Raw genomic sequence first — 17,261 nt, 5'->3', positions numbered from 1 at the left:
TTTATTTAGAATTGAAGATCTGACAGTTGCTTGACGTTTTGTTCCGCATTCGGATCAACTTGCTTTAACTTCTCAAGCAGCACTTCATCGTTCTGGTCTAGCTTATTTAGCGCGGCAAGGTACCATCTGACGATCTCTTGCGCAGATGGCTGAGACAGGTCATCCTGGATGCCTATCTTGAGCGCATTTGCCGCCTGTTCCGGTTGATTCATCATGAAGTGCATTTTGCCTGCATGCAAGATCATTTCTGGCGTGTTCTCAAAAGGATTACCTTGTAGTTGCCCTTCTGGTAATGTGGTTAGATGCTGAATGCCGGCTTGGACATCAGTGAACACCTCAGTTGCTTGCTTGAAGTATTTGTCTTTCGTGTCGGTGTCTCCAGCTCCTAGAGCTTTTGTTCCCAGATCGTATCCTTTATTGATAATTTGCTCATACCATGTAATATCCCATTTGAACTTATGAGCATTCTCAATGAGAACTTCAAACGCTTGTTCGGGTTCCTGCTTCATTTCATAACCTTCAACTAAACGCTTAAGCATAGACTTATTATATGGTTCGTCTTTCAATGCGGTATTAAGCAGATCAACAGATGCATTATAGAAACCCTCATCTTGATTTTGCGTGTATATGGTTTGATAAAGTGATGCCAATAACAGTATAGAGTCAGGATGGCTAGGGCGTATGCTTAAGTCTTTGTCAAGAGGAGCTTTGATCTCTTCAAACGATGTGCTCACCTGAACGATTCGTCGCGCATCCGTGCCCGCCTCAGCGGCTTGAACATAGCGGATAGAAGTAACCAGTACAATAATAGCGCACAGACCGACAACGGCACTGTATATGCCTCTAGCGGTCGAATCTTGTAGACTCCATTTTTTAACCGGTTTACTATCCATGACAGCCGCCATTCCGCCAAGTCCCAGAAATACTAGAATTCCCATGAACACGTAACTCATGTTAAAGTCCAAAATACTATGAATCAAAATCGAAAGGACGATAATGAGATAAAGGAAGTGACTATTGCGTTCTTCTTCATTGCCTTTGATATAACCGCGAATATACTTATAGAAAATAAACAGGATAAACGACATGAAGACTACAAATCCGAAAATGCCAACCTCGATCAAGTACTGTAAAAAGAAGTTATGTGCTTGACGGCTTGTATAAGGGTTGTTCTGATACTGCTCATATAGTGAAGCCCAAGCGCCGCCGCCGGCTCCGATGAGAGGGTAGTCTGCTAGCACCTTCAGGGCATCCTTATAGAATGTAAAGCGTTCCAGAACACTATGCTGATTAAAGTTGATGTTCTCGAGTCGGACGCTGATGTTTTGGGGTAGTACATTTTTCAATCCGGTACCGATGAATAGGAAGATCAACATACCTCCTATCACAACGGAACCGATCGGAATCCATAGGTTGGAGGTTTTTCTAGCCGACCAATTGCCTAAGGACTGTTCGAGTTTGGGAGCAATAAAACGTTGAATAACCCATCCAAGGAGTCCTACAATAGCGGACGTACCAAGCAAAATTCCCCAGCCCTTAAGGGCGCCACTGCCGCTGAAGGTTTCATTCAATTTCAACCCTAACTCTGTTACCGGCTTGGAAATGATCAACGAAGCCACACCTGCTATACCGCAATACAGGATCCACAATAATTGTTTAGCTGGCTTTAGGAATAGGAGCAGCAGAACAAACACAACAGGTAACATCACCAGTCCGCCCCGTGACAGCGTTAAGAGCAGGGATACAATGATGGGCACCAGCATGAAGCTATGAAAGGCTTGGCCATACCATTTTCGCGATGTAGTAACGAAAAAGACCGCTGCGAAAAGGAATGCCATTAGAAAAGCTGCATAAGTATTGGCGTACTGGAATACGGAAGTGAGACGCAGACCATTGGAGTCAGTCATGACGGCATGGGCATATGTCCCATATTGAACCGTGTTGGAAAACCACTTGGTTATCGCACCAGCAGTTGTGCCTTGTCCAAACCAATGAAGTAAGCCGAACCCGACGATTAAATAAGCAACCGTCATAGTTGTGGCTTGGATGATCCGATTCCCCATTTTGTCGCTTAACACGTATAATCCGATGATGAACATAATGGCATAGATACAATTAATGATGACCATATTCATGGCAAGAACATGGGAGGCGGCGCTAATGAGTGAGAGTATGTAAGTTACGGGAAGTAAAAGCACACTCACAGCTAGCCAATCTCTTTGATCTTTTAGTTGGATGCTTTTATAGGACTGAGCAATCCAGAGAATTACTAGTAGACATGCTAAGATAGCAGCCCAGAAAATCGGTTTCTCAAATTGTAACTTATTACCGTTAAATAGAGCCGTTTGGAATGGTGTCCAAGCTAGGAAAAGAACAATTCCTGATATTAACGCCCAAAACAAAGCCGATCTCGTCTCAGCTTTCCTCGACGCAGCGGCTTTTTTACCGTATACTGGATTCGACAACGTATTTAGCTCCTTTTCTTGTAGATACGACAATATTTTAGCATATGAGGATGCGAGGAGCTATACGCATTAGACTTTTCAACATTATTTGCAAAGAGGAAGGGTGTAAATATTAGCAAATGTTTTCTAATAATAAGTATTTATTAAAACAATTGGTAAAAAGAGATGTGTTATTACGGTATAAGGGATCAGCATTAGGAATGTTGTGGTCTTTTGTTATTCCGATACTAATGCTAGTAGTATATACATTTGTTTTCAGTGTAGTATTTGAGGCTCGATGGAATGTTCAATCAGATAATCATTTACAATTCGCATTAATAATTTTTAGTGGTATGACGATTTTTAATTTCTTCTCGGAAGCTATTAATAGATCCCCTAGTTTGATGGTTAACAACAGTAACTACGTTAAAAAGGTGATTTTCCCTTTACACTTATTACCACTTTCGACAGTGCTTTCTGCATTTGTTCATATGATAATTAGTTTTGTCATCCTTTTAGCTGGAGTTGCGGTATTAGGTGATGGAGTGCATCTATCTCTTCTGTATACACCAATTGTTCTAGTTCCTATATTTTTATTTACACTGGGAGTAAGCTGGATTTTGGCATCTTTAGGTACTTACATTAGGGATATAAGTTATTTAATTAATGTATTAACTAGTGCACTTATGTTTCTGAGTCCAATCTTTTACCCGATTGATTCTGTACCAGAAGATTTAAGAGTTTTATATTATATAAACCCTGTGAGTTATACAGTTGAGGATATGCGTAGTATTGTGATATGGGGAACAGCGCCCAATTTTCAATGGTTGTTGATTGGATCAGCGATTGGTGCCGTAGTTTCTTTAATTGGTTACTATTGGTTTAATAAAACGAGGAGTGGTTTTGCTGATGTTTTATGAAAATGTTATATCTTTAAAGAATATCACTAAGGTATATAAAATGTACAATAAGCCACAAGACAGACTTAAACAATTTCTATATAGAAAAAAACGCGATTTTTTCAGGGAATTTAGGGCTCTTACGGATGTTTCATTTGAGGTTTCAAAGGGAATCACCTTGGGAATAGTCGGGAAAAATGGATCGGGGAAAAGCACTTTATTACAAATAATTGCTGGTACAGTAAGTGCCACAGAAGGGGAAGTAAATATAAAAGGAAGGATTGCTGCTTTACTTGAGCTCGGAAGTGGTTTTAATCCTGAATTTACTGGTAGGGAAAATGTTTACCTCAATGGGAGTATCATGGGGCTGTCAGAGAGAGAAATTAATGATAGGATGACTCAAATTGAGGAATTTGCTGAAATTGGTGATTTTATTGATCAGCCAGTAAAGTCTTATTCTTCTGGCATGTTTGTTAGACTTGCCTTTGCTTGTGCGGTAAATGTCGATCCAGATATATTAATAGTAGATGAGGCACTGGCAGTGGGAGATATGCAGTTCCAACTAAAATGTATTGATAAAATGAAAGAATTTAAAAAGCAAGGAAAGACCATTATATTTGTAAGTCATGATACGTATTCAATCAAAAATTTTTGTGATGAAGTTATTTGGATGAAGGAAGGGTCCATTTATAGACGTGGTAATGTACAGGTGGTTACAAATGAATATGAAAACTATATGAAGGATAAGGATTCTATAAAAATAAAAGAACATAAAGATGAAGGCATAGAAAAAAACGTTCTTGAAATAAATACAGTCCGATTTAAAAATAATGACGGAATAATAAAACATACATTTGATATGCAAGAGTTGATTTCTGTTGAAATTGACTATGTTCTAAAGAAAGATATGCCAGGTCTTGTAGGTGGAGTAGCTATTATAGATCAACGTGACACCTACGTTTGCGGTATTAATACTAAACTTGATAAATATGAACTGCCGAGTTCACCCGGGTACTACAAGCTTGTTTGTAATTACACTAATTTACGTTTACTTCCTGGCACATATCATATAGATATTGGGTTCTTTGAAAGTTCAGGATTAGTTAGACTCGATTACAAGACTAAATTTGGTTCTTTCGACGTGATTTCTAATGTTTATAACGCAGAGGGAATATTTCTGTTAGAACACAATTGGAGCGTAGGGAGGACTTCAAATGAAATATGATCTAAACGTGGATTTGACTTCTAATACTTCACATTCACTTATTCTAAGTAGAATTCAACCATGTACTAGAGTATTAGAATTTGGGTCTGCTACAGGGTATATGACTAAGTATATGAAAGAAAAGCTTAATTGTGAAGTAGTATGTATTGAAATAGATTCCGAGGCTGCACAAAAAGCTAGCAAATATGCAGAACAGATGATTTTAGCTGATATAGATACACTGAGTTGGCAGGAAAAGATCAAGGGACAGAAATTTGACTATATATTGTTTGCGGATGTATTGGAGCATCTGCGTAGACCTGATGCTGTCTTGATTACTGCAACTAGTTTTTTGAATGAGGATGGGTACGTAATGACATCCATACCTAATATTTCACACAATTCAATTATTATGGAACTGCTGGAAGGTAAATTTAATTACCAAAAAGAAGGACTTCTAGATGACACGCATATCCACTTTTTCACAAGGAAGAGTGTTTTATCACTTTTAAAAGATGTTGGTTTAGAACCAGTGGAATGGTTGACAACTATGAGAACCCCTGAAACTACTGAATTTAAACAAAATTACAACAATTTCCCGCTAGCTGTTCAAAGTTTACTTAAAAATAGGATTGATGGGGATGTATACCAATTTGTAACTGTGTCAAAAAAATGTTCAACAGAATGGGATTTATCCAGGTATGATCAAATACAGCACGAGAATTATTTAGATGGTGACTATTGTCAACTTTATTGGAGAGCAGAAGGAGATTTTAGTGAAATTTGTTCAGCACTCTTGCCAGTAGATTTTAATAAAGGGTTTTCAACGTACAGGTTTGAAATCCCTAATGGAAACTGGAACTCATTGAGATTTGATCCAGCCAATACTCTAGTATATGGTGAAATAAAAAATATCAGACTTATGAGTGTAAATGAAAATGAAGTCAGTAAAAAGAGAGAAATTTCGCTTGAAGATTTATTGTCAATAAGTGAAATTATTACTTTGGACAAGCAGAAGTATAAATTTATATCACTAGATAATGACCCGCAGATTTTATTAAAGGATTTAAACTTAGAGATTAACAATAGATATTACTTGGAATTAGAAATGAGACTTGAAAATAATATCCCTAACATAATTAAAGAATTATTAACTTTTAATGATAAAATACAAGAGCTTCATATGGTAGAGAAAACTGAAAACGAACAACTTAAGAAAGTAATTATGGATAACGAACTTCAATTTAAAGAACAACTCCAACTTTATAGAAATAAGATACAAGAATTGGAATACAATATCTCGGAGATGGCTAGCGAAATCAGTGGATATGAAGCTAAAGTATTTCAAGTAGATAGTGAATTGAAGAGTACTCAAGAAAAACTAGACAATTTAAAAAGAGAAAGGGAGGCTATTTATTCCTCCTACTCTTGGCGTATAACATCACCTTTTAGAGCTTTGGCAAACAAAATTAGAGCAAGAAAAGAGGAGTAATTTTTTGTGAGTAGGATAAAGAAATGCGATATCGTAATTCCTGTATATAATGCGCTAGATGAACTTAAAGAGTGTGTAGAATCTCTAATTAAACATACAGACTTGAATAATAATCGGATTGTTATTATTAATGATTGTAGTTCAGATAAGAATGTAAGTGTATATTTGAATAATCTGAATAACCTTAGTGGAGATAGTATTATTGTTCTAAACAATACTTCTAATTTAGGGTTTGTTGGAACTGTTAATAGAGGCATGAGTTATTCTGATTCGGATGTGGTTCTACTTAATAGTGATACGATTGTTACTGATTCTTGGTTGAAAAAGATGCAAAATGTTGCTTACTCTGATCAAACGATTGCTACAGTAACCCCCTTAACGAATAATGGTAGTATATGTTCTGTTCCAGTATTCTTGGAGGACAATGAAATACCCGAAGGATACTCAATTGATTCCTTTGCACGATTTATTGAGAAAATTTCGATGAAATATTTTATGGAAATACCAACAGCAGTTGGTTTTTGTATGTACATTAAAAGAAACGTGATTAATGAGGTTGGTCTATTTGATGATAAAACGTTTGGTAAGGGCTACGCGGAGGAGAATGATTTTTGTTGCAGGGTCATAGAACATGGTTATAAAAATGTGCTAGATGATCACACTTTTATATATCATAAAGGTTCTATGTCGTTTCAAGGAGAGAAGCTTGAACTACTTAAAAAAAACTTGGAAATATTAAATGATAGATATCCATATTATGAGAGAAATGTCCATGATTTCATTGTGAATAATCCTTTGAAACCAATACATGACAATATAAACATTAGAAAAGATCTTCATAAATATTTTCATGAAAATGGGAATGTTTTATTTGTTTTACATAATTTCTTTGATGAACCATACAATCACCCTGTTGGGGGGACTGAGTATCATGTAAAGGATATTGTAATGGGGTTAAAAGGATATTATGCATTTGTCATCGTAACAAATGGATATGAAATTGTGATGAAACAGTATTTTGATGGAGAATTTATTGCAAAATATCACTTTCCCTTTCATAATCAACTTACTTTACAGCACTTTCATCATAAGGAATACAGTGAAATAATTGAAAATATTATTAAATCTTTTGATATTACATTAGTGCATATCCATCATCTACAAAAACATAGTTTCGATGTCCCATACATTGCAAAAAAACATGATTTAAAAGTTCTATTCACATTGCATGATTATTATTTGATATGTCCAAGAGTAAATTTGTTGGACGAGAATAATAATTACTGTCTCAGTATGAGATCCCAGCAAAAATGTTCAGCATGCTTGCGTAGTTCGCATGGGTTTCATACAGTATTTATAAACAAGTGGAAACAAGAAGTTGAGAAAATGTTGCCATATATCGATCTTTATATTACTCCTTCCCACTTTACTGAAAATCTTTTTAAGGATGAATATCCGGTTATTTCTGACCGAATCATGACTATACAACATGGGAGTTCTAATGGATCCACCCCTAATCGAAACGATAGGGCTGATGAACGGAAAGAGTGGAATATCGGGTTCCTCGGAGGGCTTTCCCCTAATAAAGGTAGTGATTTGATTTATAGACTAATCACTAAATTTCCTAAGAAGAGTATTAAATGGCATTTAATTGGAGGGCTTGGTGATCAGAGACTTAATCTAATAAATCAAGAAAATGTGATAAAGCATGGAGAATATAAACGTGAGGAACTAAGTGGGATTTTGGACGAATTAGAATTAGACTTGATTTGTTTACTTTCACCTTGGCCAGAAACGTTTTCTTATACATTATCTGAGGCGTGGGCTCACAATATTCCAGTTTTAGTTACTCCTATGGGGGCTTTAAAAGAAAGAGTTATTGAAGTTGGTGGTGGTTGGATAGCTGATTCAATGGAGCTAGATGGTATTATATCGAAGTTAAATCAAATTGTGGAAAATCATAACGAAGAGTTTATGGAGGTCAAAACGAGAATAAGCAAATATAGATTTGAAAACAAACAAGAGATGGTTGAGAAGTATCTAGATATTTATAGTCGATATTCCGTGAAAATTAATTTTAATGTCGAAGGCGGTTTTCTGAATCGTGATATTATGCTTGCCTTAAAATACTATCTTCCAGATACTAATTTTGCATCTTCAGGAGAATATTCGAATCAAGTTCAACAACTCCAAAATGAACTACAAAAAATGAGATCAACTATTGGTTGGAAAGTTCTAAATAAATTAAGAGACTCAGACAGTATAGTACTTAGAGTTGGTAAAAAAGTAATATATCTTTTTCTCAGATTCAAAAAAAGACAATTCAGTAAAGGTCTATAAATGGCAACCTAATACCTGATTAACTTATAAAAGGTGAGATTATATTTAATGAAGGAAAACAAGATATCGACTATTCAACAAGTATATAATCAAAAGGATAATTTTTTTGATTTACTTCGTTTTGTATTGGCCATTGCTGTGATATTTTCTCACTCATTTATACTGCTTAAGGGGCAAAGTAATGGTGAGGATCCACTTACAAGTATTTCAAACAATCAGATTTCTATGGGAACATTGGCTGTGAACTGTTTCTTCGTAGTAAGTGGCTTCTTAATAATGCAGAGTTTAACCTCAAATAGTTCCTACATCAAATATTTTCTGAATAGATTTTTGAGAATATTTCCTGCATTTTTCACCTCTTTGTTCCTTGTCTCAATTATCATTGGTCCTTTAATATCGAGTTTTTCAATTAAGGACTACTTTGCAATAAATAATAGTGGTCCATTAGAATTTATTTTTAAAAATATGAGTTTTAATATATTTGGATATTCCTGGACTGTTAGAGATGCGTTTGTTAATAATCCATTTCCGGGATCAGCGAATGGTTCGATGTGGACACTTAAACATGAGTTTGCCCTTTACTTAATCCTGCCATTATTAAATTATTTTCTTATTGTAAAATTTAGAAAGTTATTTTTGATTATGACATTTGTTCTAACTTTACTTAGTATAGTTAATATACTCTATGATTATAAATTATTGAATTTAGTGGGGGATTATTATTGGGTATTAAGTATCAATGAATATACTAACTTCATAAGATTAGCACCTTATTTTATGATTGGATCACTATTATATCTCTATAGAGACAGAGTTGTAATTTCTCATAGACTAATAATTTTATGCCTAATATTAATCATTGTAGGTTTTAAAGCTGGTTTACTTAATATTGTTTTGATGTTTACGATACCTTATATTCTAATAGCAGTGAGTGTGAGTATTAAGTTCTCGGTTTTCAGAAAATACGGTGATTTTTCATATGGTATGTATATATATGCATTCCCAATACAACAGTTATTATCATACTTATGGGGGGATTGGTTGAATGTACCATCATTTTTTGTACTGAGTACATCTATAACGTTGATTACAGCAATTATTTCGTGGCATTTTATCGAGAAGAGGGCTATGAAACTTAAAAATATTAGTTTTAGGAGGAATAAGAATCAAATATTGGAAAAGAGTGTCTAATATTAGTGCATGTTTATCCACGGTAATTCTACTATTAGGTATCCTTTTATACCAAACGATACCTTCCATAAAGGGAGATTTTGTTCTAGTTAAAGATAGATACAACATTATTGTCGACGCTGAGAGAAAAAATTATCAAAATATAATTAGGGATGATTATGAACTTCAAGATTTAATTTCAATAATGGAAAATATTAATGACAAAGAATACACTTACATGTACATTGACCTCTCAGATGAACAAGGGACTATGAATTATTACAGAATGAGATATTCTTTACTGCCTGCAAAAAGTGTAAAATATCAGCATTATGGTTACCAACCTTTTGATGAGAAATTATATCGAGATCTCATAAAACAATTTAAAGTCGATTATATTGTTGTGCATAAAGATAATGGTATTTTGGATTATCTTGGGGAAGATTATATAAATAAAGAAAATATCGTCTTAAGGTTATTAGAGAAATCGTACAGTGATTTGCGCTCTGGAATAGAAATTATCAAGTAAGGAGATCACATGTTTAAATTAATTATTTTTGTAATGATTGTTTCATTAATTGGGTTTTCAGTGATAATTTCTCTGCCTAAAAAAATGAATGTAGTTACTTCTGTTTCTCTAATATTCCCCATAGGTTCTGTTGTAATAACACTATATTGCTGGCTTCTATCGTTAATTCGTATAGACTACAGCTTTGAAGTTATTTTTATTCCTTTAATAGTTTTAGCGCTAATAGGAGTTGCCTATAAACTGTTTTCAAAGAAAACTAATTCATCACAAAACTCACAAATTGAAGAAAAAGTTAAGCAATCACTGTTCTTGAGAATTATATTTGTTTTCGTAATTGCAGTTCTCGTTTTAAAATTTGTAACAATCTTGTTTTATAGTATTTCCACAAAAGTATACCAGCCTGATGAATATTCTCAATGGGCCTTTCAAGCGAAAATGATTTATTTAGGTAAAGGTTTAGAAAGCTTTTATGGGGGGATGGGCTTTGAAACAGGATTCGAAACGTATCCAAGTTTTATACCTTTATTAGTAGCATGTTATTATTTCTTTAGCGGTGAAATTATTGATTCATTTGTTAGAGTTATTGGCCCTATTTTCTTGGCCAGTTTATTGATCTTTATTTATACCCAATTGAATAGTTTTGTTAAAAATAAACTAATAAATCTATTGCTTATTGGAATTTATATTAGTTCAGGATTCGTTGTGTTTGAGATGTCAAGTGGATTGTATGCCGACATTGAATATACATATTTCTACACTATATCAGTGGTTATGTTTATCAAACATTTAATTCAGAAGTCTGATATCTCGGCACTAATATATTCTGGCATGTTTATGGGATTCGCCTCATGGGTGAAAACAGATGGCCAATACTTAGCTTTTATACATTTAGCTATTATCTGCCTGATTTATATAATAAATCATTTATCCAAAGAGAAAATTAGGAACATATTTATCTATGCAATTATTTCATTTGCTATACCGGTATTGTGGAAATTATACACTTCATTAAATGAGTTCCCAATATCGAGGTGGGCTCTTAATCCTAAGCCAGAATATACGCTTCCGATGATCTCTGCATCTATACAACAAATATTAAATACCACGAATTGGGGACTTTTTTGGGTACTGGTATTTGCATTTATGGTTGTAAATTTATATGTCGGATTTAATAAGCAACAGGCATATATGTTGTTAATTATCTTCTCTAATATTGTATTCTTATATATTTCTTATATTTTTATGTTTGGAGAGGAAGCTAAATCTGCTGCATCTTTCTCAAGATATATACTAAGAATAGCACCACTTTCATTGTTATATGTTTCGACTGTGTTATGTATTGTGTTGAAGAAAAATATGGAATTCGGGGTACGATTAAATGAAAATTCTAATAATAATTCCAGCATTTAATGAAGAACATAACATCACGAATTTATTGGATAATATTAACAAATTTAAAGCTGCAAATATTGAAGTCATTGTGATAAACGATAAATCTACTGATAATACTCTTTTTGAATTAATAAAAAAGGATGTACAGTTTATTGACCTACCTTGTAATCTTGGCATTGGAGGCGCTGTACAAACTGGATATAAATATGCAAATCTACATAACTTCGATATAGCAATTCAAGTTGATGGGGATGGGCAGCATGATCCTAGCTATATAGAGGAACTAATTAATCCTATTATTGAAGGTAGAGCTGATATGGTAATAGGTTCTAGATATATCAATAAGGAAGGTTTCCAATCTACATTACTTAGAAGAATTGGGATTCGATATTTCAGTAGAATGATTAAACTTTGTACTGGTCAAATAGTAACTGATCCCACATCAGGTTTCAGAGCGTGTAATTCGAAAGTTATTAGTCAATTTATTAGTTATTATCCAATGGATTATCCAGAACCTGAGTCAATAGTTTCTCTTTTAAGAACAGGCTATAGGATTACTGAAATCCCAGTAGTTATGGTGAAAAGAGAAAATGGTCAATCTTCTATAAATAAATTTAAATCAATATATTATATGATAAAAGTATCTATCGCTATACTTATTGACATATTACGGAAAAAGCAAAGCTATACACAAGCTTAGTAGGAGGTAAGTTAGTGATTCCATTTAAGCTTCAATTTTTTCTTCTAATAGTTTCATTATTGTTATTAGCATTCTTTATTTTAAAGATTAGAGCATATAAGTTAGAATTAAAGTATACAGTTCTTTGGATAGTAATAATCTTAATAAGTATTTTACTAGCATCTTTTCCATACTTATTGTCTTTTGTATCACAAATGTTGAGTATAGAGACACCTACGAATACACTTTTTCTATTTGCGTTGATAGCATGTTTATTCATCTTGTATAGTCTGACTGCAACCATATCTGGATACTCACTGAAAATTAAGGAATTATCTCAAGAATTAGGGCTATTGAAGAATGAAATGAAAAGGTTGAGAGGTCGTGATGAGAACGTGGAGTGAAAGAGAGCCAAAAGAAGTTTTTGGAATAGTTAGCCAATTCACAAAATATGCCTTAGTGGGTATTATTGGTACTGGCATTCAAACTTCAATATTAATAATGTTTGTTGAAGTATATAATTTTCAAGTTATAGTAGCAACAACAATGGGATTTATTTGCTCTCTTCTTGTATCATTTTTTATTAATTTTAGGTGGACATTCGGCAGAAACAAACTTACGATATATTCTTTTGTTAAATACCTTATAGTTTCATTATCAGGTTTATTACTTAACATTTCCATTTTGTATATAATGGTGGATTTATTAGGAATTTGGTATATTTGGGCTCACATTCTTACTTTAGTAGTGGTTCCTATTAGTAACTTTACTTTGAATCGAATGTGGACCTTTTAAACTATTTCAAATTACGGAGGGCTCCTATGAAAGGTATTATTCTAGCGGGAGGCACAGGTTCCAGATTGTTTCCCTTAACAAAAGTAACAAACAAACATCTTCTCCCAGTTGGAAAATATCCGATGATTTTTCATGCCATTCATAAACTTAAACAGGCTGATATTCAGGATATTCTAATTGTAACAGGGAAAGAACATATGGGTGACGTCGTTAGCTTGCTCGGAAGTGGAAGTGATATGGGTGTTACCTTTACGTATAAAGTACAGGATGAAGCAGGCGGGATCGCTCAAGCTTTAGATCTTGCTGAAAGCTTTGTTGGAATTGATCAAATGGTTGTTATTCTAGGAGACAACGTTTTTGAAGATAATCTATCGCCGTTCGTTCAGAATTTTAGAGAGCAGCAACATGGAGCGAAAATTCTTATTCAAAAAGTAGAAGATCCTAAACGCTTTGGTGTGCCTGAGCTTCAAGGGGATCGAATTATCTCTATAGAAGAGAAACCATCTCTCCCTAAATCTGATTATGCTGTTACAGGTATTTATATGTTTGATCATCATGTGTTTAACATTGTAAAAACTTTGAGGCCTTCTGCACGCGGAGAACTTGAGATCACGGATGTGAATAATGCATACATTGCAAGAGGTGAGCTCACGTATGATATTTTGAGCGGGTGGTGGACTGACGCGGGAACCCATGCTTCGTTGGCAAAGGCTAATGAGTTGGCGCATAATGTAATATTCACTGAAGAGTTTGGCAAACTCAAAGTATAGGAGGTATTGAAATGATTGTTACTCCTTTATCATTAAACGGGTCTTCTATTATTGAACCCAAGGTCCACGGTGACAGCCGTGGATTCTTTATGGAAAGTTACAACGATTCGCTATTTAAGCAACATGGCATTACCTATAACTTCATCCAAGACAACCAATCTTTATCCGCCGAAGCTGGGGTTTTGCGGGGGCTTCATTATCAGCTTAATCCCAAGGCTCAGACGAAACTTATTCGCGTCCTTACAGGTGCCATCTATGACGTCATCGTAGACATCAGAAAAAGCTCCCCTACCTTTAGTCAGTGGGTTGGTGTCATCTTGAGCGAACATAACCATCGTCAGCTGCTGGTGCCTAAAGGCTTCGCTCATGGTTTTTGTACACTGGTGCCCAACACCCAGGTTCTTTATAAAGTGGACGCATACTATTCCCCCGAAAATGACCGCGGCATATTATGGAATGATCCGGCTTTGGGAATTGATTGGCCAACGTCGAATCCGATTCTATCGGATAAAGACCAGCGGCACCCGCTGCTGAAAGACGCAGAGATGAATTTTGACTAGGGGGCAGTGAAGATGAAACTACTTGTTACCGGCGGTGCCGGTTTTATAGGCAGTAACTTTATTTTATATATGATGCAACAGTATCCGGATTACCAGATCGTGAATATGGATGCACTTACGTATGCAGGTAATTTGGAAAACTTGAAATCGGTTGAGGGTCAGGCAAACTACTCGTTCGTGCAAGCAGATATTGCTGACAAAACAGCAGTAGATAGAGTTTTCCAACAAGGCATCGACGTTGTGGTTAATTTTGCAGCAGAGTCACACGTAGATCGCAGTATTCTGGAACCGGAAATCTTTGTGAACACTAATGTTTTTGGTACACAAGTTCTTCTGGATGCAGCCAAGAAATATGGTGTGACCAAGTTTGTCCAAGTATCCACGGATGAAGTGTACGGTTCTCTGGGGGATACGGGGCTATTCTCTGAAACGACACCACTTGCTCCCAACAGTCCATACTCAGCTAGTAAGGCAGGTGGGGATCTGCTCGTTAGAGCTTATCATGAAACCTTTGGATTGCCGGTTAACATTACCCGCTGCTCGAATAATTACGGTCCCTACCAATTCCCTGAGAAGTTGATCCCTTTTATGATCTCTCGCGCTTTGAACGATGAATTACTACCGGTCTATGGCGATGGCCTGAACATCCGTGATTGGCTCTATGTGGAGGACCATTGCAGTGCGATCGACTTGGTCATACATCATGGTCAGCTTGGCGAAGTTTATAACATCGGGGGCAACAACGAGCGGACCAATGTTCATATCGTCAAAACCATTTTGAACGAGCTCGGTAAGCCGGAATCATTAATTACTTACGTAGAAGATCGTCCTGGCCATGACCGTCGTTACGGTATTGATCCTGCAAAGATCACCAGTGAACTGGGGTGGAAGCCACAGCACAATTTCGAAACGGGAATCAAGGAAACCATTAGGTGGTATTTGAGCAACAAAGAATGGTGGACGAGAATTCAATCCGGCGCCTATCGTGATTATATGACCCAGCAGTATGGTCGCCGTTTGGGTGGGAACGAATGAAGGTTTTAATCACAGGAGCACAGGGGCAGCTGGGGCAGGATATGGCACGGATATTTAGCAGAGCAGGGCATGAGGTTTTTAGTTACGGTAGAGAAGAACTAAACATAACGGATTTAGATCATAGCCTCCATGTAGTTTCAACTTGCCGACCCGACTGGGTCATTCATTGTGCAGCTTATACGGCAGTAGATGCTGCACAGACGGATGTGGAAGGTGCTTATCTCGTGAATGCAATAGGTACTAGAAACATGGCTCTTGCCGCCGAAAAAATCGATGCCAAGATCGTATTTGTTAGCACGGATTACGTTTATAGTGGTACGACCGAGAGGCCTTATATAGAGTATGATTCCCCCGACCCACAAAGCGTTTATGGAAAGTCCAAGCTTGCTGGGGAGCAGATGGTTCAGAGTTTTTGCTCTCGTTGGTTTATTGTACGAACTTCCTGGCTGTTCGGTCTGAATGGCAACAATTTTGTAAAAACGATGCTTCGTCTTGGACAAGAAAAACCGAAACTGCAAGTGGTTAATGATCAAAAAGGTTCGCCCACCTACACGGTAGATTTGGCACGTTTCTTGTTAAGCATTATCTCCACTGAAAAATATGGTATATATCATGCCTCGAACAGTGGCTCTTGTACTTGGTATGAGTTTACTGGCGCCATTTTTGAAGAAGCTCGTGAACAATTGGGACTGGACATAACAGCTGAGCTGCAGCCTTGTACTACGGCCGAGTTTCCTAGACCGGCTCCACGTCCGGCCAATTCGGTCATGGATCATTTAGCTATCCGTCTAAACCAGTTGGAGGATTTACCGCATTGGCGTGATGGGCTCAAGCAGTTTATGCTGGATATCAAGCAGCACCCTGAACTATACTTAAAATAAATACAGCGACTTGACAGGCCTGATCTGTATGATCAGGCCTCAAGTTATATTTAGCAGTGATTTGGAGGTTATAAAAGAATGAAACAGGTTCAGGTCCTGCTGTCTTCCTATAATGGGGAGGATTATATATCCGACCAGCTTCAAAGTATTTTAAAGCAAAGTTATCCTCATATCTCCGTCCTTGTACGAGATGATGGATCAACCGATCAAACGCAAGCCTTATTAAAGGAGTATACTATAGCTCATTCTGACCGAATCAAAGTGATCACCGGAAGGAATATAGGGGTTGTTTCCAGTTTTTTTGAGCTGGTTCAGCAATCCGACCCCCATGCAGATTATTACTGTTTCTGCGATCAGGATGATGTATGGCTGGAGCAGAAAATTGAGCGTGCTGTAAGTATGCTAAGTTCTCAAGCGTATCATATTCCTGCGATGGTATTCACATCAACGGAGCTTACCGATAAAGATTTGAATTCTCTTGGCACTTGGCCCAAGGCCCCTTTGAAGGAACCTTCATTTTATAATGCCTTGGTGCAAAATATTGCTGTTGGAGCAACCATTACGATAAATAGGGCAGCGAGAAATAAATTTATTGAGGGAAATCAGACCGATCCGAACAAGATCATTATGCATGACTGGTGGTTTTACTTATTGGTATCTGGTTTCGGCAATGTAATGTATGATAAGAATCCTTCGATACTGTATCGCCAGCATGAAAATAATGTTGTAGGTGGGAGTAACTCTTTATTCAACAAACTAAAACAGAAATATCGCAGTTACATAAAATATAAGGGGAAACATCTTCTTATCAAGCAAGCAAGTGAGTTTTATCGAGTTTACGGTCACTTAATGGACAATGAAAAGAGAGAGCAGCTTGAACTTTTTATTGCCCTTAGGGAACGGGTTAGAGAAAAAATCTATTTTCTTTCAAGATCAAAACTTTATCGTCAATCAATTATAGAGCAGTTACTCTTTCGCTTTTTAATTCTTGTGGGCTATATATAAAGAGTCATCAATAACTAGATTTTAGTAATTGAAGTTCTTTATTCCTGCCCGGCCTGCGTCTTTATG

The 17,261-nt window shown here is 36.1% G+C and carries 16 protein-coding genes; 15 read left to right on the top strand and 1 reads right to left on the bottom strand.

All coding sequences use genetic code 11. The features are described 5' to 3' along the window. Window positions 1-5: 5 nt before the first annotated feature. Entirely contained in the window at window positions 6-2,465 is a 2,460-nt protein-coding gene (locus tag J7E85_RS19390; protein ID WP_215160565.1) for an O-antigen ligase family protein, read from the bottom strand. 119 nt (window positions 2,466-2,584) lie between these two features. Here J7E85_RS19390 and J7E85_RS19385 point away from each other — a divergent pair, with 119 nt between their 5' ends. The 15 genes from J7E85_RS19385 (at window position 2,585) to J7E85_RS19315 (ending at window position 17,195) form a co-directional block, all read left to right on the top strand. Further along, window positions 2,585-3,364, top strand: coding sequence for an ABC transporter permease (locus J7E85_RS19385; RefSeq protein ID WP_164817524.1), 780 nt, complete (start codon window positions 2,585-2,587; stop codon window positions 3,362-3,364). Further along, window positions 3,354-4,568, top strand: a complete 1,215-nt coding sequence (locus J7E85_RS19380) for an ABC transporter ATP-binding protein (RefSeq protein WP_127594771.1) — start codon at window positions 3,354-3,356, stop codon at window positions 4,566-4,568. Before J7E85_RS19385 ends, J7E85_RS19380 begins: the two co-directional genes overlap by 11 nt. Beyond that, on the top strand, window positions 4,558-6,039 hold the full coding sequence (locus tag J7E85_RS19375; RefSeq protein ID WP_215160563.1) for a class I SAM-dependent methyltransferase: 1,482 nt from the start codon (window positions 4,558-4,560) through the stop codon (window positions 6,037-6,039). The genes J7E85_RS19380 and J7E85_RS19375 overlap by 11 nt, the downstream gene beginning before the upstream one ends. Window positions 6,040-6,045: 6 nt before the next feature. After that, the gene (locus J7E85_RS34120) at window positions 6,046-8,379 is read left to right on the top strand and encodes a glycosyltransferase (RefSeq protein WP_353049529.1); all 2,334 of its coding nucleotides are present in this window, start codon (window positions 6,046-6,048) and stop codon (window positions 8,377-8,379) included. A gap of 48 nt (window positions 8,380-8,427) precedes the next feature. Then, a complete protein-coding gene (locus tag J7E85_RS19365) occupies window positions 8,428-9,570 on the top strand; it encodes an acyltransferase family protein (RefSeq protein ID WP_215160561.1) in 1,143 nt (380 codons plus the stop codon). Next, window positions 9,563-10,078: a hypothetical protein gene (locus J7E85_RS19360; RefSeq protein ID WP_215160559.1), complete on the top strand. Its 516-nt coding sequence runs from the start codon at window positions 9,563-9,565 to the stop codon at window positions 10,076-10,078. The genes J7E85_RS19365 and J7E85_RS19360 overlap by 8 nt, the downstream gene beginning before the upstream one ends. 9 nt (window positions 10,079-10,087) lie before the next feature. Further along, complete coding sequence (locus J7E85_RS19355) at window positions 10,088-11,488, top strand: hypothetical protein (protein ID WP_215160557.1); 1,401 nt, start codon at window positions 10,088-10,090, stop codon at window positions 11,486-11,488. Beyond that, window positions 11,457-12,170, top strand: a complete 714-nt coding sequence (locus J7E85_RS19350; RefSeq protein ID WP_215160555.1) for a glycosyltransferase family 2 protein — start codon at window positions 11,457-11,459, stop codon at window positions 12,168-12,170. The genes J7E85_RS19355 and J7E85_RS19350 overlap by 32 nt, the downstream gene beginning before the upstream one ends. A 14-nt stretch (window positions 12,171-12,184) precedes the next feature. Then, a complete protein-coding gene (locus J7E85_RS34880) occupies window positions 12,185-12,553 on the top strand; it encodes a DUF2304 domain-containing protein (protein WP_215160553.1) in 369 nt (122 codons plus the stop codon). Then, a complete protein-coding gene (locus J7E85_RS19340; RefSeq protein WP_251035853.1) occupies window positions 12,537-12,944 on the top strand; it encodes a GtrA family protein in 408 nt (135 codons plus the stop codon). Before J7E85_RS34880 ends, J7E85_RS19340 begins: the two co-directional genes overlap by 17 nt. Before the next feature lie 26 nt (window positions 12,945-12,970). Next, window positions 12,971-13,714: a sugar phosphate nucleotidyltransferase gene (locus tag J7E85_RS19335; protein ID WP_215160549.1), complete on the top strand. Its 744-nt coding sequence runs from the start codon at window positions 12,971-12,973 to the stop codon at window positions 13,712-13,714. Window positions 13,715-13,725: 11 nt separating this feature from the next. Next, window positions 13,726-14,274: a dTDP-4-dehydrorhamnose 3,5-epimerase gene (rfbC, locus tag J7E85_RS19330; RefSeq protein WP_215160547.1), complete on the top strand. Its 549-nt coding sequence runs from the start codon at window positions 13,726-13,728 to the stop codon at window positions 14,272-14,274. A gap of 12 nt (window positions 14,275-14,286) precedes the next feature. Beyond that, entirely contained in the window at window positions 14,287-15,309 is a 1,023-nt protein-coding gene (gene rfbB / locus J7E85_RS19325; RefSeq protein ID WP_215160545.1) for a dTDP-glucose 4,6-dehydratase, read from the top strand. Further along, window positions 15,306-16,190 (top strand): dTDP-4-dehydrorhamnose reductase, encoded by an 885-nt coding sequence (gene rfbD, locus J7E85_RS19320; protein WP_215160543.1) that lies wholly within the window; start codon window positions 15,306-15,308, stop codon window positions 16,188-16,190. Before rfbB ends, rfbD begins: the two co-directional genes overlap by 4 nt. Window positions 16,191-16,268: 78 nt before the next feature. Next, entirely contained in the window at window positions 16,269-17,195 is a 927-nt protein-coding gene (locus tag J7E85_RS19315; protein ID WP_215160541.1) for a glycosyltransferase family 2 protein, read from the top strand. Window positions 17,196-17,261: the final 66 nt, after the last annotated feature.

Origin of the sequence: Paenibacillus sp. ISL-20 (genome assembly GCF_018613005.1) — a bacterium.
In the GTDB taxonomy this organism is placed as follows: Bacteria; Bacillota; Bacilli; order Paenibacillales; family Paenibacillaceae; genus Paenibacillus_AQ.
Note: the sequence above shows the minus strand (reverse complement) of the source record. Positions and strands in the feature narration are given on the sequence as shown.

Excerpts from the sequence above, each read along its gene's own strand:
- rfbB (WP_215160545.1), top strand. The coding sequence starts at position 14,287 with ATGAAACTACTTGTTACCGGCGGTGCCGGTTTTATAGGCAGTAACTTT.
- J7E85_RS19380 (WP_127594771.1), top strand. The coding sequence starts at position 3,354 with ATGTTTTATGAAAATGTTATATCTTTAAAGAATATCACTAAGGTATAT.
- J7E85_RS19350 (WP_215160555.1), top strand. The coding sequence starts at position 11,457 with ATGAAAATTCTAATAATAATTCCAGCATTTAATGAAGAACATAACATC.
- J7E85_RS19385 (WP_164817524.1), top strand. The coding sequence starts at position 2,585 with ATGTTTTCTAATAATAAGTATTTATTAAAACAATTGGTAAAAAGAGAT.
- J7E85_RS19315 (WP_215160541.1), top strand. The coding sequence starts at position 16,269 with ATGAAACAGGTTCAGGTCCTGCTGTCTTCCTATAATGGGGAGGATTAT.
- J7E85_RS19340 (WP_251035853.1), top strand. The coding sequence starts at position 12,537 with ATGAGAACGTGGAGTGAAAGAGAGCCAAAAGAAGTTTTTGGAATAGTT.
- J7E85_RS19365 (WP_215160561.1), top strand. The coding sequence starts at position 8,428 with ATGAAGGAAAACAAGATATCGACTATTCAACAAGTATATAATCAAAAG.
- J7E85_RS19335 (WP_215160549.1), top strand. The coding sequence starts at position 12,971 with ATGAAAGGTATTATTCTAGCGGGAGGCACAGGTTCCAGATTGTTTCCC.
- rfbC (WP_215160547.1), top strand. The coding sequence starts at position 13,726 with ATGATTGTTACTCCTTTATCATTAAACGGGTCTTCTATTATTGAACCC.
- J7E85_RS19355 (WP_215160557.1), top strand. The coding sequence starts at position 10,088 with ATGTTTAAATTAATTATTTTTGTAATGATTGTTTCATTAATTGGGTTT.
- J7E85_RS19375 (WP_215160563.1), top strand. The coding sequence starts at position 4,558 with ATGAAATATGATCTAAACGTGGATTTGACTTCTAATACTTCACATTCA.
- rfbD (WP_215160543.1), top strand. The coding sequence starts at position 15,306 with ATGAAGGTTTTAATCACAGGAGCACAGGGGCAGCTGGGGCAGGATATG.